18 protein-coding genes are annotated in these 15,990 nt (G+C 62.4%); 12 read left to right on the top strand and 6 right to left on the bottom strand.

The window, feature by feature from the left end; translation table 11 throughout:
- Window positions 1–80: 80 nt before the first annotated feature.
- Window positions 81–767, top strand: a complete 687-nt coding sequence (locus ACWHVV_RS03815; RefSeq protein ID WP_447928154.1) for a FadR/GntR family transcriptional regulator — start codon at window positions 81–83, stop codon at window positions 765–767.
- Window positions 768–938: 171 nt separating this feature from the next.
- The gene (locus ACWHVV_RS03810; protein ID WP_447928153.1) at window positions 939–1,466 is read left to right on the top strand and encodes a hypothetical protein; all 528 of its coding nucleotides are present in this window, start codon (window positions 939–941) and stop codon (window positions 1,464–1,466) included.
- Between the two features lie 24 nt (window positions 1,467–1,490).
- Here the strand turns inward: ACWHVV_RS03810 and ACWHVV_RS03805 are convergent, their stop codons facing one another.
- A complete protein-coding gene (locus ACWHVV_RS03805) occupies window positions 1,491–2,510 on the bottom strand; it encodes an SO_0444 family Cu/Zn efflux transporter (protein WP_447928152.1) in 1,020 nt (339 codons plus the stop codon).
- 72 nt (window positions 2,511–2,582) lie between these two features.
- On the opposite strand from ACWHVV_RS03805, the gene ACWHVV_RS03800 reads away from it, so the two are divergent.
- From ACWHVV_RS03800 to ACWHVV_RS03775, 6 genes are all read left to right on the top strand, one after another.
- Window positions 2,583–2,984, top strand: coding sequence for a MerR family transcriptional regulator (locus tag ACWHVV_RS03800; protein WP_447928151.1), 402 nt, complete (start codon window positions 2,583–2,585; stop codon window positions 2,982–2,984).
- Between the two features lie 150 nt (window positions 2,985–3,134).
- Entirely contained in the window at window positions 3,135–5,282 is a 2,148-nt protein-coding gene (fhuE, locus tag ACWHVV_RS03795) for a ferric-rhodotorulic acid/ferric-coprogen receptor FhuE (RefSeq protein ID WP_447928150.1), read from the top strand.
- A 66-nt stretch (window positions 5,283–5,348) separates the two neighbouring features.
- Window positions 5,349–6,341, top strand: coding sequence for an iron-siderophore ABC transporter substrate-binding protein (locus ACWHVV_RS03790; protein ID WP_447928149.1), 993 nt, complete (start codon window positions 5,349–5,351; stop codon window positions 6,339–6,341).
- A complete protein-coding gene (locus tag ACWHVV_RS03785) occupies window positions 6,301–7,368 on the top strand; it encodes a FecCD family ABC transporter permease (protein ID WP_447928148.1) in 1,068 nt (355 codons plus the stop codon). Before ACWHVV_RS03790 ends, ACWHVV_RS03785 begins: the two co-directional genes overlap by 41 nt.
- Window positions 7,365–8,405 (top strand): FecCD family ABC transporter permease, encoded by a 1,041-nt coding sequence (locus tag ACWHVV_RS03780; protein ID WP_447928147.1) that lies wholly within the window; start codon window positions 7,365–7,367, stop codon window positions 8,403–8,405. The genes ACWHVV_RS03785 and ACWHVV_RS03780 overlap by 4 nt, the downstream gene beginning before the upstream one ends.
- A complete protein-coding gene (locus tag ACWHVV_RS03775; protein ID WP_447928146.1) occupies window positions 8,402–9,220 on the top strand; it encodes an ABC transporter ATP-binding protein in 819 nt (272 codons plus the stop codon). The genes ACWHVV_RS03780 and ACWHVV_RS03775 overlap by 4 nt, the downstream gene beginning before the upstream one ends.
- Window positions 9,221–9,282: 62 nt before the next feature.
- On the opposite strand, the gene ACWHVV_RS03770 is transcribed toward ACWHVV_RS03775, so the two are convergent.
- From ACWHVV_RS03770 to ACWHVV_RS03760, 3 genes are all read right to left on the bottom strand, one after another.
- Window positions 9,283–9,813 carry a hypothetical protein gene (locus ACWHVV_RS03770; protein WP_447928145.1) on the bottom strand — a complete coding sequence of 177 codons (531 nt, stop codon included), beginning with the start codon at window positions 9,811–9,813 and terminating at the stop codon, window positions 9,283–9,285.
- Between the two features lie 182 nt (window positions 9,814–9,995).
- Window positions 9,996–11,156, bottom strand: coding sequence for an FMN-dependent L-lactate dehydrogenase LldD (lldD, locus tag ACWHVV_RS03765; RefSeq protein WP_447928144.1), 1,161 nt, complete (start codon window positions 11,154–11,156; stop codon window positions 9,996–9,998).
- Window positions 11,157–11,273: 117 nt separating this feature from the next.
- Window positions 11,274–11,441 (bottom strand): hypothetical protein, encoded by a 168-nt coding sequence (locus ACWHVV_RS03760; RefSeq protein WP_447928143.1) that lies wholly within the window; start codon window positions 11,439–11,441, stop codon window positions 11,274–11,276.
- A 191-nt stretch (window positions 11,442–11,632) separates the two neighbouring features.
- Here ACWHVV_RS03760 and ACWHVV_RS03755 point away from each other — a divergent pair, with 191 nt between their 5' ends.
- The 4 genes from ACWHVV_RS03755 to ACWHVV_RS03740 all read left to right on the top strand — a co-directional run bounded on the left by ACWHVV_RS03755 (window position 11,633) and on the right by ACWHVV_RS03740 (window position 13,885).
- Window positions 11,633–12,151 (top strand): cupin domain-containing protein, encoded by a 519-nt coding sequence (locus tag ACWHVV_RS03755; RefSeq protein WP_447928142.1) that lies wholly within the window; start codon window positions 11,633–11,635, stop codon window positions 12,149–12,151.
- Between the two features lie 80 nt (window positions 12,152–12,231).
- Complete coding sequence (locus ACWHVV_RS03750; protein ID WP_447928141.1) at window positions 12,232–12,855, top strand: TetR/AcrR family transcriptional regulator; 624 nt, start codon at window positions 12,232–12,234, stop codon at window positions 12,853–12,855.
- A gap of 29 nt (window positions 12,856–12,884) precedes the next feature.
- On the top strand, window positions 12,885–13,562 hold the full coding sequence (locus ACWHVV_RS03745) for a type 1 glutamine amidotransferase domain-containing protein (RefSeq protein WP_447928140.1): 678 nt from the start codon (window positions 12,885–12,887) through the stop codon (window positions 13,560–13,562).
- Window positions 13,563–13,588: 26 nt separating this feature from the next.
- Window positions 13,589–13,885, top strand: a complete 297-nt coding sequence (locus tag ACWHVV_RS03740) for a DUF1330 domain-containing protein (protein ID WP_447895261.1) — start codon at window positions 13,589–13,591, stop codon at window positions 13,883–13,885.
- Between the two features lie 120 nt (window positions 13,886–14,005).
- On the opposite strand, the gene ACWHVV_RS03735 is transcribed toward ACWHVV_RS03740, so the two are convergent.
- Complete coding sequence (locus ACWHVV_RS03735; RefSeq protein ID WP_447928139.1) at window positions 14,006–14,797, bottom strand: PhzF family phenazine biosynthesis protein; 792 nt, start codon at window positions 14,795–14,797, stop codon at window positions 14,006–14,008.
- Between the two features lie 10 nt (window positions 14,798–14,807).
- Window positions 14,808–15,956: a GGDEF domain-containing protein gene (locus tag ACWHVV_RS03730; RefSeq protein ID WP_447928138.1), complete on the bottom strand. Its 1,149-nt coding sequence runs from the start codon at window positions 15,954–15,956 to the stop codon at window positions 14,808–14,810.
- Window positions 15,957–15,990 lie beyond the last annotated feature (34 nt).

Here is a 15,990-nt window from a genome sequence, read left to right as displayed (position 1 = left end):
TTTGTTTATTATCAAACTCACTTAACAACATCAAACTACTGTTTTTATTCAATAAAAAAGCATTCAATGGGTCTGAATACATGACAACAAAGACCAAGGTCGAAAAGACCAAAGACTTATACGACGACATGCATCACTGGATATTGCGGGGGCAATATTTACGCGGCTCGAAACTTCCCACGGAAGCCGAACTCTCGGTTCGTTACGCGCTTAGCCGAAGCGCGGTAAGAGAGGTTACGGCCCGCCTGAAAGCCGAAGGGCTGATCGCCTCGCGCCAAGGAGCGGGGCTGTTCGTGGCGGCCCGGCCGGCCACGGCGCTGGATGCCCCAAACTTCGTGGACAACCGCAGCGACCTGGAGGCACTGTTCGATTTTCGCCTGCTGATCGAGACCGAGTCGGCAGCGCTTGCCGCCCGCCACCAACGCGTGGGCGATATCACACGTATAGACGAGAAAGCCCAGGCGCTTCGCGCGCTTTTTCGTAAAGACAAACAAGGCACCCAGGAGGATTTTGACTTTCACCTGCAGGTCGCCCAGGCGTCGGGTAACAAATTCCTGCTAAGCTCGCTGCTCGCTCTGCAAACCAACGTCATTTTCGGCGCCACGTTCAATCAAAAAAGATCCGAAAGCGACCGAATCCTACATTCGCAGCAAGTAACCGAAGAGCACGATGCCATCGTTTCGGCCATTCGGGGGCGGGAGGAGGCAGGCGCCCGGTACGCCATGCAGCGTCACATAACGGCGTCGCTGGCGCGTATTATGGTGTAAGGCCTGCCCATATTGACTACGCTCTTATTCCCGGACGTTGAATGATGCGTTCGTGCAAGGGCTTAATCCTGAAGCCCAAACGTTAATCCGAGCGTTTAAGCCAAGGGTGACGAGCGGCAAGGAAAGCCGCGATACGCGTGCTTGCAATGCAGACTCAAGGAGAAACCTGCCATGATCGAAACAATCGAAGAGCTCGAGGCCATTAAACGGGTCTGCCAAAAGAAGGTGAAACGCAGTTCGACCCTTTCCGCCGGGGCCGCCGTGATTCCCATTCCGGGGCTTGATATCGGCTCCGACGTGGCGATTCTGCTGCGCCTGATTCCCCAAATCAACGAGCAGTTCGGCCTGACCCCCGAGCAGATCGACGAACTCGATACCGAATCCAAGGTAATGATGATGACCGCGATTTCAAACGCGGGCAGCCAGATGGCCGGCAAGTACATCACCCGTACCCTGGTCATCAATTTGCTACAGAAAATGGGCTTCAAGGTGGCCACCAAGGGCGCCTCGAAGTTCGTCCCGTTCATCGGCAGCGCCGTGGCGGGCAGCATCAGCTATACCGCCATGAAGTACATGGGCAATAAACATATCGAGGACTGCTACCGCATCGCCCACGAGACGCTGGACCAGCGCCGCCTGAGCGAGCGCGAGCCCATCGACATCACTCCGGCCCCGGTCGAGTCACGCAACGACGATTGAGGCCGCCTCAATCACGGGGCAGGTTTAGAACCCCAGCGCTCGCCGGCGAAGCGGACGCAGCGCGAAAAACGCAAGCACCAGCAGCGCTACCCACTCGAGCCCCGGGGGCAAAAGTGCCTGAACCTGCCCCGCTTGGCTAACCGGGTCGAACCCGGTCCGCGCCAGCACAATATCCACGCCCCAACCAATCAGCACCGTAACCACCAAAATGGCCGCCAGGTAGACCGCCAACGCCTGGCTACCCAGCTCACGGCGGAAAACGCCGAGCGTTGCCAGGCTGGTAATCGGGCCGGCCAGCAAGAAGACCAGCGCCATGCCCGGCGTGATGCCGGCCATTAAAAGCCCGGCCGCAATAGGCGTGGCCGCCGCCGCGCATACGTAAAGCGGAATACCGATAATCGCCATCAAACCCAGCGCCAGGGGCCCGCCGGAAAACCGGGCGAGCGCCTCGGGCGAGACCCAGGTCATGAGCACGCCGGCCAGCAGAAGCCCGGCAAATATCCAGGCACTGAAGTCATCCAGCAAATCGCTGAACGCGTAGCGAAGCCCGGCTCGTAAGCCACCGGGCGGGTTGGCTTCTTTAGGCGCCGAGCCACACCCACCCGAGGCGCAGCAGCTCGAAACCGGCGCGGCGGGTGCGGCCCGCTCACCGGTCAGGCTGACCAGAATGCCCGTCACGATCGCGGTGACTAGCGCCCCCAGCACGCGCAAAAGCGCCATTAAAGGCCCCAGTAGCGCGCTGGTGAGAAAAATCGAGTCCACGCCGACGCCGGGGGTGCTGATCAAAAACGACGTGGTGGGCCCGCGCCCGGCGCCACCGCGGTGCAGCGCCATCGCCGTGGGAATGGCGCCGCAGGAGCAAAGCGGTAGCGGCATGCCGATGATCGAAGCACGCAGAATGCTGCCAAGGCCCGAACCGCCCAGCCAGCGCATCAGCAAGCGCTCGGAAAGCCAGGCCTTGACCAGCCCGGCCACGAACAGCCCCAGCAAAAGCCAAGGCGCCGCGCTTAGTGCAACGCTTAGCAAACTCGTCATCATCTCCATCGTCGTCTCCCGCTGGTGGACCGAGTAGATATGCACCAGGATAAACCCTGTAACCATTACAGGGTCAAGCCAATGAAACCGTCCTACCGTATCGGAGAAATCGCCAAAAAGACCGGCTGCTCACCGGAGAGTATCCGCCATTACGAAAAGCGCGGGCTCATCACGCCGCCTGCCCGGGGCGAGCAGGGCTATCGGCTTTACAGCCAGGCCTCCCTCGAGCGTATCAACTTTATTCGCCACGGCCGCCACCTGGGCCTCGACCTTTCTACCATTCAAGAATTGCTGGCGCTTTCCGACCAGCCAAATAACGACTGCGCCGCGGTGGATGCCATCGCCAGCCGCCACCTGGCGCAGTTGGAAGAGCGCATCAAGGCGCTCGAGTCCCTGGCAGGCGAGCTTCGCCAGGTGATCGGCCAGTGCCGCGGCGGCGACACCGCCCACTGCCAAATCATTCAAACGCTTTATCAGCAGTGATGAGAGAACCGCCGCCAAAAGTATTGAAGGAAAGCAAATACAAAGAGTTCTCATATGCATTTACATAAGACAATCGTTTTTATATGATCCAGCGTAGCCATAGATATAACGCCTTTTTATAAGGCATATAACGCTCGCTCAAGGGATCCTATGAAAACCGCACCTTTTGCCGTTCACACGGCGGTTTCGGCGCTAACCTGCGTAAGCCTGCTAGGCGCCGGTAGCGCCATGGCGCAAACCGATAACGACGTTCAGGCACTCGAAACCTTGACGGTGACGGGCACCAACCTCTACGAAAACGTTGGCTACACGCGTAGAAGCACCACCGCCGGCACGGGCCTGACGCTTAGCCAAAAAGAGCTGCCCCAGGCGATCAGCATCGTGACCGAGCAGCGCATTCGCGACCAAAACCTCGATTCCATCGAAGACGTGCTGGCCAATACCACCGGTATCGCCGCGCGCCCTATCGACAGCGAACGCGTCGGCTTTCACTCCCGCGGTTTTCGGATCAACAGCTACCAGTATGACGGGATCCCGACCCTCAACCGGGACAGCCGCTGGTATTTCGGCGAGGGCCGGCTCAATACGGCGATTTACGATCGCGTCGAAGTCATTCGCGGCGCCAACGGGCTGGTGACCGGCTCGGGCAACCCGGGGGCCTCGGTCAACTTCGTACGCAAACGCGCCGATAGCCGTGAATTCGAAGGCTCGGTTTCCGGCACGCTGGGCAGTTGGGACAAGCGCGGTAGCACCGTGGATCTCACCACGCCGCTGAGCGCCTCGGGCGACGTGCGCGCCCGTTTTATCGGCGGCTATGAAGAGGGCGGCGCGCACCTGGACCGCCAGGACAAGCGCCGCACCTTCGGCTACGGGGTGGTCGACGCTGACGTCACCGACAACACGACGCTTTCGCTGGGCTTCGATTATCAGGACAGCCACACCTCTTCGCCCACCTGGGGCGGGCTGCCGCTTTGGTACAGCGATGGCACCCCCACCGACTACTCGCGTTCGTTCAGCGTAGCGCCGGACTGGTCCTACTACGACTTCGAGTCGGAGAAAGTCTTCGCCGAGCTAAGCCACCGCTTCGCCAACGACTGGCAGGTGCGCGTGGTGGGCACCCATGAAGAGACCGACATGGACGGCAAACTGGCCTACCCCTACGTGGAAGGCACCCTGCCCGACCGGCTGGATGGCAGCGGCGTGTCCTTCTATACCGGCTGGAACCGCGGCCAGCGCGAAGTCGACTCCGTCGATGCCCAGGCAAGCGGGCCCTTCACCTTGCTGGGCCGCGAGCATGAGCTGGTCGTCGGCGCTAACTACAGCGAGCAAACCAACGACTACGAGAACACCTTCATCGACGGCTTCGAGGCCGATGATTTCAACCACTACAACGGGGCGGCGCCCAATGAAGGCTGGGCGCCCTTCGAGGCGTCCGAGGCGGCCAGCACGCGGCAAAAAGCCGTTTACACCGCCGCGCGCTTTTCACTGGCCGACCCGCTCACCCTGATTGCCGGGGCGCGCTACACCGAATGGAGCGGCATGACCCAAACCGCGCGCAGCGATGACAGCCAAAGCACCTACGAAGTCACCCCCTACGGCGGCCTGGTGTATGACTTCAACGACACCTACTCCGCGTTTGCAAGCTACACCGAAATCTTCGAGCCCCAGGATTTCCGCGACCCCGCCAGCACCTACCTGGACCCGGTAGTGGGCAAAAGTTACGAAACCGGCCTCAAGGCCGCCTGGTTCAACGGTTTGCTGAACGGCTCGGCCTCGATATTTCGCATCGAGCAGGACAACGTCGCCGCGGCCCTGCCCATGGCGCCGGGCCAAACCGAAACCTTCTACACCGGTGTGGACGGCGTGGTCAGCGAAGGCTTCGAAGTAGAGCTTAGCGGCGCGGTCACCGAGGACCTGGACATGACCCTAGGCTACTCCCACTTCACCGCCAAGGACGACGAAGACGTCCTCAACATCGACCAGCCGCGCTCTCTCTTCAACCTTTTCGCAAGCTACAGCGTTCCCCAACACCGGGAGCTGACCCTGGGCGGAGGCGTGAACTGGCAAAGCAGCCTGGTCGCCAACGGCCTGACCACCCCGGTGGGCCTGCCCAGCGAGTTCGAGCAGGGAAGCTACACCCTGACCAACCTGTTCGGGCGCTACCAGTTCACCTCGGACCTTAGCCTGCAGGTCAACCTGAAAAACCTCTTCGACGAGAAGTACTACAGCCACGTAGGCGGCTACGGCGTGTACGGCGAGCCGCGCAGCATCTCCTCCACGCTGCGCTACGACTTTTAGGCAAGCTACGTTACCCCGCGGCCGCCCGGGCACTGCTCGGGCGGCCTACGTATTCATGGGAGAGTCATGATGGACAAGCACCGCCGCCGCATGGGGCTTTCGCTGGTCGCCACGCTTGCGCTTTACGCCACCACCGCCGCCAACGCCCAGACTTACCCGCAGCAGATCGAACATGGCCTGGGCACCACGGTCATCGACGAAAAGCCCGAGCGCATCGCCACCATCGCCTGGGCCAATCACGAAGTACCGCTGGCGCTGGGTGTGGTGCCGGTCGGCTTTGCCGCCGCCAACTTCGGCGACCCGAGCGGCAACGGCCTGCTGCCCTGGGTCGAAGCGCGCCTGGATGAACTTGGTGAGCCCGCCCCGGCGCTTTTTGACGAAGGCGACGGTATCGACTTCGAAGCCGTCGCCGCCAGCCGCCCGGACGTGATTCTGGCCGCCTACTCCGGGCTTAGCCAGCGCGATTACGACACGCTCAGCCACATCGCCCCGGTCGTGGCCTACCCGGATGGCCCCTGGGCGAGTAGCTGGCGCGAGATGATTCGTCTCAACAGCGCCGGCATGGGCATGAGCGATGAAGGCGAGGCGCTCATCGAGACGCTGGAAGCCCAAATCGCCGAGACCGCCGCGCGCTACCCAGCCCTTGCGGATACGACTGCGATGTTCGTCACCCACCTGGACCCGGGTAACCTGGGGCGTATCGCGTTTTACTCCGATAACGACGCCCGGGTGCAGTTCTTCCACGACCTTGGCCTTATCTCGCCCGGGGTGGTGCGCGAGCATTCGAACGCGGGGCAGTTTTCCGGTGAAATCAGCGCCGAGCTGATCGATGAGCTCGACGATGTCGACGTGCTGGTCACCTACGGCGGCGCCGAGCTAATGGAAGAGCTCGACGCCAACCCGCTCACCTCTCGGCTGCCGGCCGTCGAAAACGGTGCCGTCGTCATGCTGGATAATAGCCCTTTGGGCACCGCCGCCAACCCCACCCCTTTATCGATTGCCTGGGTACTGGATGACTATGCCGAGCTACTCGCCCGCGCCGCCCGCAAGGTACGCTAACAGCGCCACCTACGCGTTGCGCGAAAGCCGGCGCCACGTGGCCAGGCGGCTGACGGCCGGCGCGCTGCTGATGACGCTGCTGGTTCTGGCGGCCATGCTCTCGGTGGCCTTGGGCGCGAGAAGCGTGGGCCTTGCGGAAATCAGCGCCGCACTCAGCGCTCGCATCGACACCGTAGGGGACGCCGCCGTGGCCAGCCGGCTGCCGCGCACGCTTTTGGCGCTGCTGGCCGGGGCCGCGCTGGGCGTGGGCGGCGGCGTCATGCAGGGTGTGACGCGTAACCCGCTGGCGGACCCAGGCCTTTTAGGCGTGAACGCCGGCGCCGCGCTGGCGGTGGTCATCGGTATCGCGTGGTTCGACCTTCAAACGAGCCTGGGCTTCATTGCCTGCGCCCTGGCAGGCGCGGGCGTTGCCGCCGTGACGGTCTACACCATTGCAAGCCTGGGCCGGGGTGGTGCGACGCCGCTTCGCATGGCGCTGGCCGGCGCGGCCATTACCGCCGCGCTTACCTCGCTGACTACGGCGGTCATCCTGCCCCGCACCGATATCGCCGGGCTGGTACAGGCCTGGCTGGTGGGTGGCGTGGGCGGCGCGACCTACGCGCAACTACTCCCCGTTACGCCTTTTTTGCTGGGCGGTTTTGTCATCGCCCTAACGGCGGCGCGCAAGCTCAACCTGCTCGCGTTGGGGGACGATACCGCCGTCGGGCTTGGCGAAAGCGTTGCCAGAGCGCGAATGATGTCCGCCCTGGGGGCAGTGCTTTTGTGTGGCGCCACGACCGCGGTCTGCGGGCCCATCGGGTTTGTCGGGCTGGTCGTGCCGCATGCCTGCCGGCTGCTGGTGGGCGGCGATTACCGCTGGCTGCTGCCGTTTTCCGCCCTGGGCGGCGCAGCGCTGCTGACCCTTGCGGATGTCGCCGGGCGGCTGGTGGCTCACCCAGCGGAGCTCGATGCGGGTGTCGTAACCGCCTTTATCGGCGCGCCGGTGTTTATCTGGATCGTGCGTCACCGCAAGGTGGGCGCGCTATGAACACGACGGCCCCGCTGGCAGACACCTTGCGACGCACGCGCCGCGACCAGGCCAGGCGCCGCGCGCGTATCCTGGGGCTTTTGACCATCGCCCTGCTCGCCGGGGCAATGCTCACCCTGATGCTTGGCCAATCCTTTACGCCGCCGGCCACGGTGGCGCGCATTTTGACCGGCACCGACATACCGGGGGCAAGCTTCACCGTGCGCGAGCTGCGCCTGCCTCGGACACTGGCGTGTCTTCTGACCGGCGCCTGTTTCGGCCTTGGGGGCGTTGCCTTTCAAACCATGCTGCGCAATCCGCTGGCGAGCCCGGATATCATCGGTATCAGTACCGGCGCCAGCACCGGCGCGGTGTTCGCCATCGTCGTGCTCTCCTTGAGCGGGCCGGCGGTGTCGTTGATCGCGATTACCGCCGGGCTTGGCGTGGCACTGCTGATTTATCTACTCGCCTGGCGCGACGGGGTGACCGGTGCTCGGCTGATTCTGATCGGCATAGGGCTTGCCGCCATGCTGCAAAGCGTGACGGCGTATCTTTTGATGCAGGCGCCCAACTGGTCGCTTCAAGAAGCGCTTCGCTGGATCACCGGCAGTGTCAACGGCGTGGGGCTGGAACAGACGCTTTCGCTTTTCATCGCGCTGTTGCTGATGGGCGGGCTACTCGTCAGCCGCCGGCGCGATCTGGAGACGTTGCGCCTGGGCGACGAGCTGGCCGCCGGGCTCGGCGTGCACCTGGCCGCTACGCGGATCATCGTGGTGCTCTGCGCCGTGGCGCTGGTGGCCTTTGCCACGGCGGTGTCCGGCCCCATCGCCTTCGTGGCGTTTCTCTCGGGGCCGATTGCGGCGCGGGTGGTCGGCCAAAACGGCTCACTGCTGCTTCCCTCGGCATTGATCGGGGCGCTGCTGGTGCTTTTCAGCGACTACGCCGGGCAGTTTTTACTGCCCGCCCGCTACCCGGTGGGCATCGTCACCGGCGTGCTGGGCGCGCCTTACCTGGTGTATTTGATCATTCGCGACAACCAACGCAAAGGCGCCTTATGAGTGCAACCACGCTAATGGCCGAGGGGCTTTCGGCGAGCTATGGCGAGCGCCGCGTGCTCGAAGACGTGAGCCTCGCCGTGCAGGCGGGCCATACGAGTGCCATCGTGGGGGCCAACGCCTGCGGCAAGTCCACGCTCTTGCGCGCGCTTTCCCGGCTGATTACCCCACGCCGGGGCCGCGTCGTGCTCGACGGCGAGAACATTCACCAACTGCAAAGCCGCCACCTGGCGCGAGAGCTCGGCTTTTTGCCGCAGTCGCCCATCGCACCGGAAGGCATCAGCGTGCTCGATCTGGTCAGCCGCGGCCGCCACCCGCATCAGGGGCTATTCAAGCGCTGGAGCCGCTTTGATGACGCCGCCGTGGCGGATGCGCTGGCCGCGACTCACCTCGTCGAGCTTGCCACCCGCGAGGTCGACGAGCTCTCTGGCGGCCAGCGCCAGCGGGTGTGGATCGCGATGGCGCTGGCCCAGCAAACGCGCGTGCTGCTGCTCGACGAGCCCACCACCTTTTTGGACATCAACCATCAAATCGACGTGCTGGATTTGCTCACCGACCTGAACCAGACCCGGGGCACCACCATCGTGATGGTACTGCACGAGCTGAACCTGGCCGCCCGCTACGCCGATACGCTCATCGCCATGGCCGGCGGGCGCGTCTACGCGGCCGGCACGCCGGAGGAGGTACTCACCGAGCAGATGGTATTCGACGTGTTTGGTCTGGAAAGCCGCGTGATCGACGACCCGGTGACCGGCAAACCAATGATGGTTCCGCTGGGGCGCCACGGCCGCGTGAAAACCGCTCGGCCAGGGCATTAAATGCAAAACGCCCTTCTCGACCGGCTCGAGAAGGGCGCTTATGAATCACGAAGGGCGCTGCGTTACTCCGGCTGGTAGGCCATTTCGATGATCGTCTCGCCGGACTGGTCGTAAATGGACACGTGCTCATGATACGGCACGAGGTTGGCCCAGCGCTCGAACTCCATCGGGCTCAAATCCTCCGGCAAGCCCTTGCCGAAGGTCACGCCTTCTGCCTCGTAGTCCAGCCGCGTAAAGCCGTCGAGCTGCTCTTCATAAAAGTCGGTGACCTCAGCAACGGAATCCTCGGACGCCATCATGATCGTCGGCAGCGCATCTTCACCCAGGGTCCCGCCATCCATGCTGGGGATAACGCTTGGGTCGGTGAAATGGACCCGAACCTCGGCATCCGGGTAAAGCGGTAAGGTGGCGCCGTCACTCGTGGTGGTAGCGCCGGGCTGCATGAGCGCGATCTCGACCATCTGCTGCTGCATTTCGGCCATATCGTCAGGGTCGGATGGGTCCAGGGTCTGCGCGAAAGCAGGCACCGAGACAGCGACGCCCAGCATAACCAATGGCAGGTACTTTTTTAGCGGTTTAACGTTGTGCAGCACGGCTCAACACTCCTTATCGATAGTAAAACGACCACTTCGCAAGAGGCCCGTCAGGCTCATTGCAGAGCCTGCATAATGCCCTTCGAGGTGTTTGCCAAGCGAAAAACCTCGAAGAATCTGGCCTTTGGATGGCTGCCACCGCAGGAGGTTCAAATTAAATTTAAGATTCTTCGACCAACTACTTACTCGCTCATCTTGAGCTCTTTCACCACCGCATCCAGGTGGCTTTGGTTGATCTCGGCGGGGGAGTTGGCGCCGATCAGCGTCATGGTTACGCGCATGTCGGCGGCGATCAGCTCCAGCAGATGCGACACCCCCGCCTCGCCCCGGGCGGCCAGCGCGTAGGCGTAGGCGCGACCCAGCAGCACCCCCTTGGCGCCGAGGGCCAGCATGCGCACCACGTCGAGCCCGGAGCGCACGCCGGAGTCCGCCAGCACGGTCAGCTCGTCGCCCACTTCCTCGACGATGTGCGGCAGCGCCTGGGCGGTGGAGATCGCGCCGTCGAGCTGGCGGCCGCCATGGTTGGAGACCACGATGCCATCAGCGCCCATGCGCTGGGCCTCGCGGGCGTCGTCTTTATCCAAAAGGCCCTTGATGATCAGCTTGCCCTTCCAGCTTTCGCGAATCCAGGCAAGCTCGTCCCAACTGATCGAGGGGTCGAAGTTCTTGGCCAGAAAGCCCATGTAGTCTTCCATGCCCATCTTGCGCCCGGTGTAGGCTTCGATGTTGCCAAACGACAGCGGCTTGCCCTTAAGCCCCACGTCATACGCCCACTGCGGGTGGGTAATCGCCTGGGCGTACTGGCGCAGTTTGGCATTGGGCCCGGACATGCCCGAGCGGCGGTCGCGGTAGCGCGAGCCGGGCAGCGGCATGTCCACGGTGAACACCAGCGTCTTCATCCCCGCCTCCCAGGAGCGCTCCAGGGCGTTTTTCATGAAGCCGCGGTCTTTCAAGACGTAAAGCTGCGACCACTGCTCGCCGTGAGCCTCCCGGGCGACCTCTTCGATCGAGCAGACCGACACCGTCGAGAGCGTGTAGGGAATACCCGCTTTCTCGGCGGCGCGGGCCGCCTGCACTTCGCCGCGCCGGGCGTACAGGCCGGTGGCACCCACCGGGGCGAGGGCGACTGGCATCTTCCACTGGCTACCCAGAATATCGGTATCGAGGGTGGGCGTGCCGCCGCCTTTCAGCACGCGCTGGCGCAGCGGAATACCCTGCAGCGCTTCCACGTTGCCGCGCAGCGTACTCTCGGTGACCGAGCCGCCGTCCAGGTAGTCGAAAAGAAAGCGAGGGATGCGCTGCTGGGCGGCTTGCCGGTAATCCGACGGGCTTGAAATGATCATGGAATCGCCTTAATTCTCGATACGGGAAACGGGGAAGCGTCCGTACATCCAACGCCTTACGCTACCGGTTAGCGTACCAAGTAAACCCGCTGGGCGAGCGCTTCCCTGCCCCCAACTTTAGTCTATGCCAGGCGCACCCGGGCGGCGTTCGCCTTGGCCACTTACCGGATGGGAGTGATCGGCGGTAGGCAGCGGCATTTCCATTAGCGCGGCCACCCACTCGATGAACACGCGCAGCTTGGCGCTGACGTGGCGATTGGGCCGAAAGGCAACGAACATCGGCATGGGCTCTAAATGCCAGTCATCGAACAGGCGCACAAGCCCTACCCAAACTGGACTGCGGTCGGCGTCAACTGGCTGGCGGGTTTCGATTTCGAAATCAAGGTCATTGCCACCCTGCCCACGTAACCCACAACCCGTCCTTGGCGATCGACTGCTAGAGTAAGGTGAGTGCTCAACGCCGAAAAGAGGACAGGATGATGCTTCCCAACCCCGAGACCCTTTATCTGGAGCGCGACGAGGCGGCCGGCTTTCCCAACTCGCCGTTGCCGGTGCTGATTTACCGCCAGGTGCTGCAAGCCGATGACCCCGAGCAGCGCGCCCGGGACTGCGAGGCCATGTTCGAACAAAACGGCTGGCCACCGGCCTGGCGCTACCATCTGTATGATTTTCAGCACTTCCACACCAACGCCCACGAGGCGTTGGGCGTTTTTCGCGGCCACGCCCGGGCGCAACTGGGTGGGCCCAACGGGCCCGAGGTAACGCTCGAGGCCGGTGACGTGCTGGTGCTGCCCGCCGGTACCGGCCATGCCTGCCTGGCGGATAGCGACGGCTTTTGCATGGTCGGCGCCTACCCACCCAACCAGGCGCCGGACCTGGAACGGGGCGACCCGGCCAGGTTGGAGGCGGCCCAAAAGCGGATCGCCGCCGTGGCCTTGCCCGCCGGTGACCCCGTCGGCGGAACGCTGCCTACCCTTTGGAAGCCCACACGATAAGCCCGCTTTTGTCGAGGCCAGGGTGGCAAAAATCTCAGCCCCTCTAGACGACTGGTCTAATGAAGAGTAGTCTAACGGCTATGACCATGACACCAATCACCGGCGATGTCCGGCAACGCATTCTTACTACCGGCCAGAGCATCATTGGCGGCAAGGGATTTGCGGCGGTGGGCCTCAATGAAATTCTCAAAGCCGCCGGCGTGCCCAAGGGCTCCTTTTACCACTACTTCGCCTCCAAGGAGGCGTTTGGCGAAGCGCTGCTGGAAGAGTACTTCGCAGGCTATCTCGCCCAGCTCGAAGAGCGCCTGGCCCAGCCCGGCGCGTCCAACGCCCAGCGGCTTTTGAGCTACTGGCATCACTGGCGCGATACCCAGCGCTTCGATGCGCCAAACAGCAAATGCCTGGCGGTCAAGCTGGCCGCGGAAGTGAGTGATCTCTCCGAGAACATGCGCCACGTACTCCAGCGCGGCACCGACGCCGTGATCGAACGATTGGCGCTGGCTATCAACGCGGCCACGGCGGATAGTTCACTTGATTTGCCCACAAGCGTTGAGGGCGATGCGCAGGCGCTTGCCGCCACGCTTTATCACTTGTGGCTGGGCGCCAGCCTGCGCGCCAAAATCACGCGGGACGACGTACCGCTGGAGGCCGCCCTGAATGCCACCTACGCTTTATTAAATCAACGGCTTTATTCAACCGGCTAAACCAGCCTCAACCTGTAAAGGATTCAATGATGAATATTCTTTTGGTAGTGACTTCGCACGACCAGCTTGGCGATACCGGCAACAAAACCGGCTTTTGGCTGGAAGAGCTGGCGGCGCCCTACTACACCTTTCTGGACGCCGGCGCGACCCTGACCCTGGCCTCCCCGGCCGGCGGCCAGCCGCCACTCGACCCCAACAGCAACGTGCCGGATGCCCAAACCGACGCCACCCACCGCTTCGAGGCCGACGACGAAGCGCAAAAGGCGCTGGCCAACACGCACAAACTGGCCGATGTCGACCTTTCCCAGTTCGACGGCGTGTTTTACCCCGGCGGCCACGGCCCGCTTTGGGACCTGGCCGAAAGCGCGGACTCGATCAAGCTGATCGAAGACGCCATGGCTGCCCACAAGCCGGTGGCCACCGTATGCCACGCGCCGGGCGTACTGCGCCACGTTAAAGACAGCGACGGCAAGCCGCTCGTGGCGGGCCGTAAGGTCACCGGTTTCAGCAACAGTGAAGAAGACGCCGTGGGCCTGACCAACGTCGTGCCGTTTTTGGTCGAAGACATGCTCAAGCAGCACGGCGGTGAGTACAGCAAGGGCGACGACTGGGGCGTCTACGTGGTAGAAGACGGCCTGCTGATCACCGGCCAAAACCCGGGCTCTTCTGAAGCCACCGCTCAAGCGCTTTTGAAAAAGCTTTCCTAAGCGCCGGCTCACAAAAGGAGAATCGAATGTCCGCTTATGTCGTACTGATCCGTGAACGCACCCACGACGCCGATGAACTGGCCCGCTATGCGGAGAAAGCCCAGGCCGCCCGCGAAGGCCACGACCCCGAGCCGCTGGCATTTTACGGTGACTTCGAGGTGATGGAAGGCAGCGACATGGAAGGCGCGGTGATTCTGCGCTTCCCGGATATGGACGCCGCCCGCGCCTGGTACCAAAGCCCCGCCTACCAGGCGGCGCGCAAGCACCGTTTTCAGGGCGCGGACTACCGGGTGCTGCTTGTCGATGGGCTCGAAGAGGCGTAAAACGCCGCAAGCCATGTAAAAAGCAACACTATGTAAAAAGCCACGCCATGTAAAAGGCCGTTCGCGCATCCGCGAACGGCCTTTTTATTTTCTGGCTCGTGAAGGTATTTACATGGCCGCTTAACGCTCGCCCAGGGTGATCATGCCTTTCAAATACGGTGCTACCTGGCCCTTGATCACCACGCGTTCGCCTTGAACGGTGCAGCCAAGCTCGCCTTTTCTCGCGCCGCCCTGGCGGGCGGTGAGTAAGGGCTTACCCAGCCGTTCGGCCCAGTAAGGCGCAAGCGCGGTGTGCGCCGAGCCCGTGACCGGGTCTTCTTCCACGCCGACGTTGGGGCCAAACCAGCGGGAGATGAAATCCACGTCCTCCCCTTGACCGGTGACCGCCAGACCCCGCCCGGGCAGCTTTTTCAGCAGCTGCATGTCCGGCTCGAGGGTTTCGATCGCCGCCGCGTCCCGCGCCACCGCCACGATATCATCGGCGATCAAAAGCGCTTCGAGTTCGATACCGCCAAGCGCGGCGGCCACCGCGTCATGGTGGTCGAAAGGCGCAAGCGTTTTGGCCGGAAAATCCATGGCTAGCGCCTGGCCTTCCCGGCGAACGATCAGCACGCCGCTGCGCGTCTCAAAATGAAGCACATCGCGCGTATCGCCCAGTTCGTTGAAAATCACCCAGGCGGCGGCCAGGGTCGCATGGCCGCATAGATCCACCTCGACGGAGGGGGTAAACCAGCGCAGGTGGTAGCCCGTCTCCAGCGGTACAACAAAAGCGGTTTCGGACAGGTTGTTCTCTGCGGCGATCGCTTGAAGCTCGCTGTCGTCGAGCCACGTATCCAGCGGGCATACCGCCGCCGGGTTGCCTTCGAAGGGCTTTGTGGCGAAGGCATCTACCTGATAAAGCGCAATCTGCATTCTTTCTCCGTTAGCGTGTGTCAGTGCGTGGGTAGGGCAAAAACTCGACCCGGTTACGGCCGTTGTCTTTCGCCCGGTAAAGCGCCTTGTCGGCCATGTTCAAAAGCCCCTCCCCGGTATTGGTACGCTGAACCGGGCAATTGGCGGGATCAAGGCTGGCTATGCCAAGGCTGATCGTCACCCACCCCGAAGCCGTACCCGCGTTGGGGATATCGAGCGCACGTACCGCCTTGCACAGTTTTTCGCCTAGATGGCGAGCATGCTTTTCATTGATACCCGGCAGGATAAACACGAACTCTTCACCGCCAAAGCGGGCGACTAAATCGGAGGAGCGCGACACGGCCCCCTCCAAGACGCGGGCAATGCGCCGCAAGCAGTCATCCCCGGCGTTATGGCCGTAGTGGTCGTTGAACTGCTTGAAGTGGTCCACATCGCACATGATGATAGAGAGCGCGTTGGGCTTTCGCGTCAGCCTTCGCCACTCCCGTTTGAGCGTTTCGTGCATCGCCCGCCGGTTGGCAAGCCCGGTCAGCGGATCGGTGCTGCTAAGCGTGAGCAGCGCCTGATTGGTCAGCGTTAGCTCGTCTTCGGCCTGCTCGATCTGCTGTCGAAAAAGATACAGCAGTACGCCCAGCATCACCAAAACGCACGTCACGCTGACGCCATACATGATGTCGGTCCAGGGCGCGGGTATCGGCGTAAACGAGCGGCTTTCGAACACGAAATGCGCGATGACGTAAAGCGCGCCGCATCCTCCCATCATCACGCCGTAGGTTTGCCAGGTAAAGTGAGGAAACAAAAAAATCAGCACGCCCGCCAGCGCAAAATAATAAAGTGGCACCCCGGAGCTGGCCCCCAAAAAGGACGTCTTGATCAGCAAATACACTGCAAGCACGGCGACCAACATATTTCGGGCGTCGTTATACCGTCGCCGGTGGTTGAGGTACATGATGACAAGACAGCTCACGACGAACAGCGAGCTGATGATCAAAATGGGGAGATAAAAGGCGACTTCGTAAAAAATATAGAAGAGTTGGTACGGCAAGGTGGCCACGATGCAGAACAAACAGAGCTGGTTGCAAAGCTCTATCTGCCGGCGCAGCCGAATCGAATTGCCCGCCACTCCCGGCGACCAACACTTCATTACTACATCCAGCATGGGCTTAAGCTCCGTTGCGGCGTTCGACGACCCT

Source organism: Vreelandella sp. EE27 (assembly GCF_968206495.1).
Note: the sequence above shows the minus strand (reverse complement) of the source record. Positions and strands in the feature narration are given on the sequence as shown.

Excerpts from the sequence above, each read along its gene's own strand:
- ACWHVV_RS03815 (WP_447928154.1), top strand. The coding sequence starts at position 81 with ATGACAACAAAGACCAAGGTCGAAAAGACCAAAGACTTATACGACGAC.
- ACWHVV_RS03810 (WP_447928153.1), top strand. The coding sequence starts at position 939 with ATGATCGAAACAATCGAAGAGCTCGAGGCCATTAAACGGGTCTGCCAA.
- ACWHVV_RS03805 (WP_447928152.1), bottom strand. The coding sequence starts at position 2,510 with ATGGAGATGATGACGAGTTTGCTAAGCGTTGCACTAAGCGCGGCGCCT.
- ACWHVV_RS03800 (WP_447928151.1), top strand. The coding sequence starts at position 2,583 with ATGAAACCGTCCTACCGTATCGGAGAAATCGCCAAAAAGACCGGCTGC.
- fhuE (WP_447928150.1), top strand. The coding sequence starts at position 3,135 with ATGAAAACCGCACCTTTTGCCGTTCACACGGCGGTTTCGGCGCTAACC.
- ACWHVV_RS03790 (WP_447928149.1), top strand. The coding sequence starts at position 5,349 with ATGATGGACAAGCACCGCCGCCGCATGGGGCTTTCGCTGGTCGCCACG.
- ACWHVV_RS03785 (WP_447928148.1), top strand. The coding sequence starts at position 6,301 with ATGCCGAGCTACTCGCCCGCGCCGCCCGCAAGGTACGCTAACAGCGCC.
- ACWHVV_RS03780 (WP_447928147.1), top strand. The coding sequence starts at position 7,365 with ATGAACACGACGGCCCCGCTGGCAGACACCTTGCGACGCACGCGCCGC.
- ACWHVV_RS03775 (WP_447928146.1), top strand. The coding sequence starts at position 8,402 with ATGAGTGCAACCACGCTAATGGCCGAGGGGCTTTCGGCGAGCTATGGC.
- lldD (WP_447928144.1), bottom strand. The coding sequence starts at position 11,156 with ATGATCATTTCAAGCCCGTCGGATTACCGGCAAGCCGCCCAGCAGCGC.
- ACWHVV_RS03760 (WP_447928143.1), bottom strand. The coding sequence starts at position 11,441 with ATGCCGATGTTCGTTGCCTTTCGGCCCAATCGCCACGTCAGCGCCAAG.
- ACWHVV_RS03755 (WP_447928142.1), top strand. The coding sequence starts at position 11,633 with ATGATGCTTCCCAACCCCGAGACCCTTTATCTGGAGCGCGACGAGGCG.
- ACWHVV_RS03750 (WP_447928141.1), top strand. The coding sequence starts at position 12,232 with ATGACCATGACACCAATCACCGGCGATGTCCGGCAACGCATTCTTACT.
- ACWHVV_RS03745 (WP_447928140.1), top strand. The coding sequence starts at position 12,885 with ATGAATATTCTTTTGGTAGTGACTTCGCACGACCAGCTTGGCGATACC.
- ACWHVV_RS03740 (WP_447895261.1), top strand. The coding sequence starts at position 13,589 with ATGTCCGCTTATGTCGTACTGATCCGTGAACGCACCCACGACGCCGAT.
- ACWHVV_RS03735 (WP_447928139.1), bottom strand. The coding sequence starts at position 14,797 with ATGCAGATTGCGCTTTATCAGGTAGATGCCTTCGCCACAAAGCCCTTC.
- ACWHVV_RS03730 (WP_447928138.1), bottom strand. The coding sequence starts at position 15,956 with ATGCTGGATGTAGTAATGAAGTGTTGGTCGCCGGGAGTGGCGGGCAAT.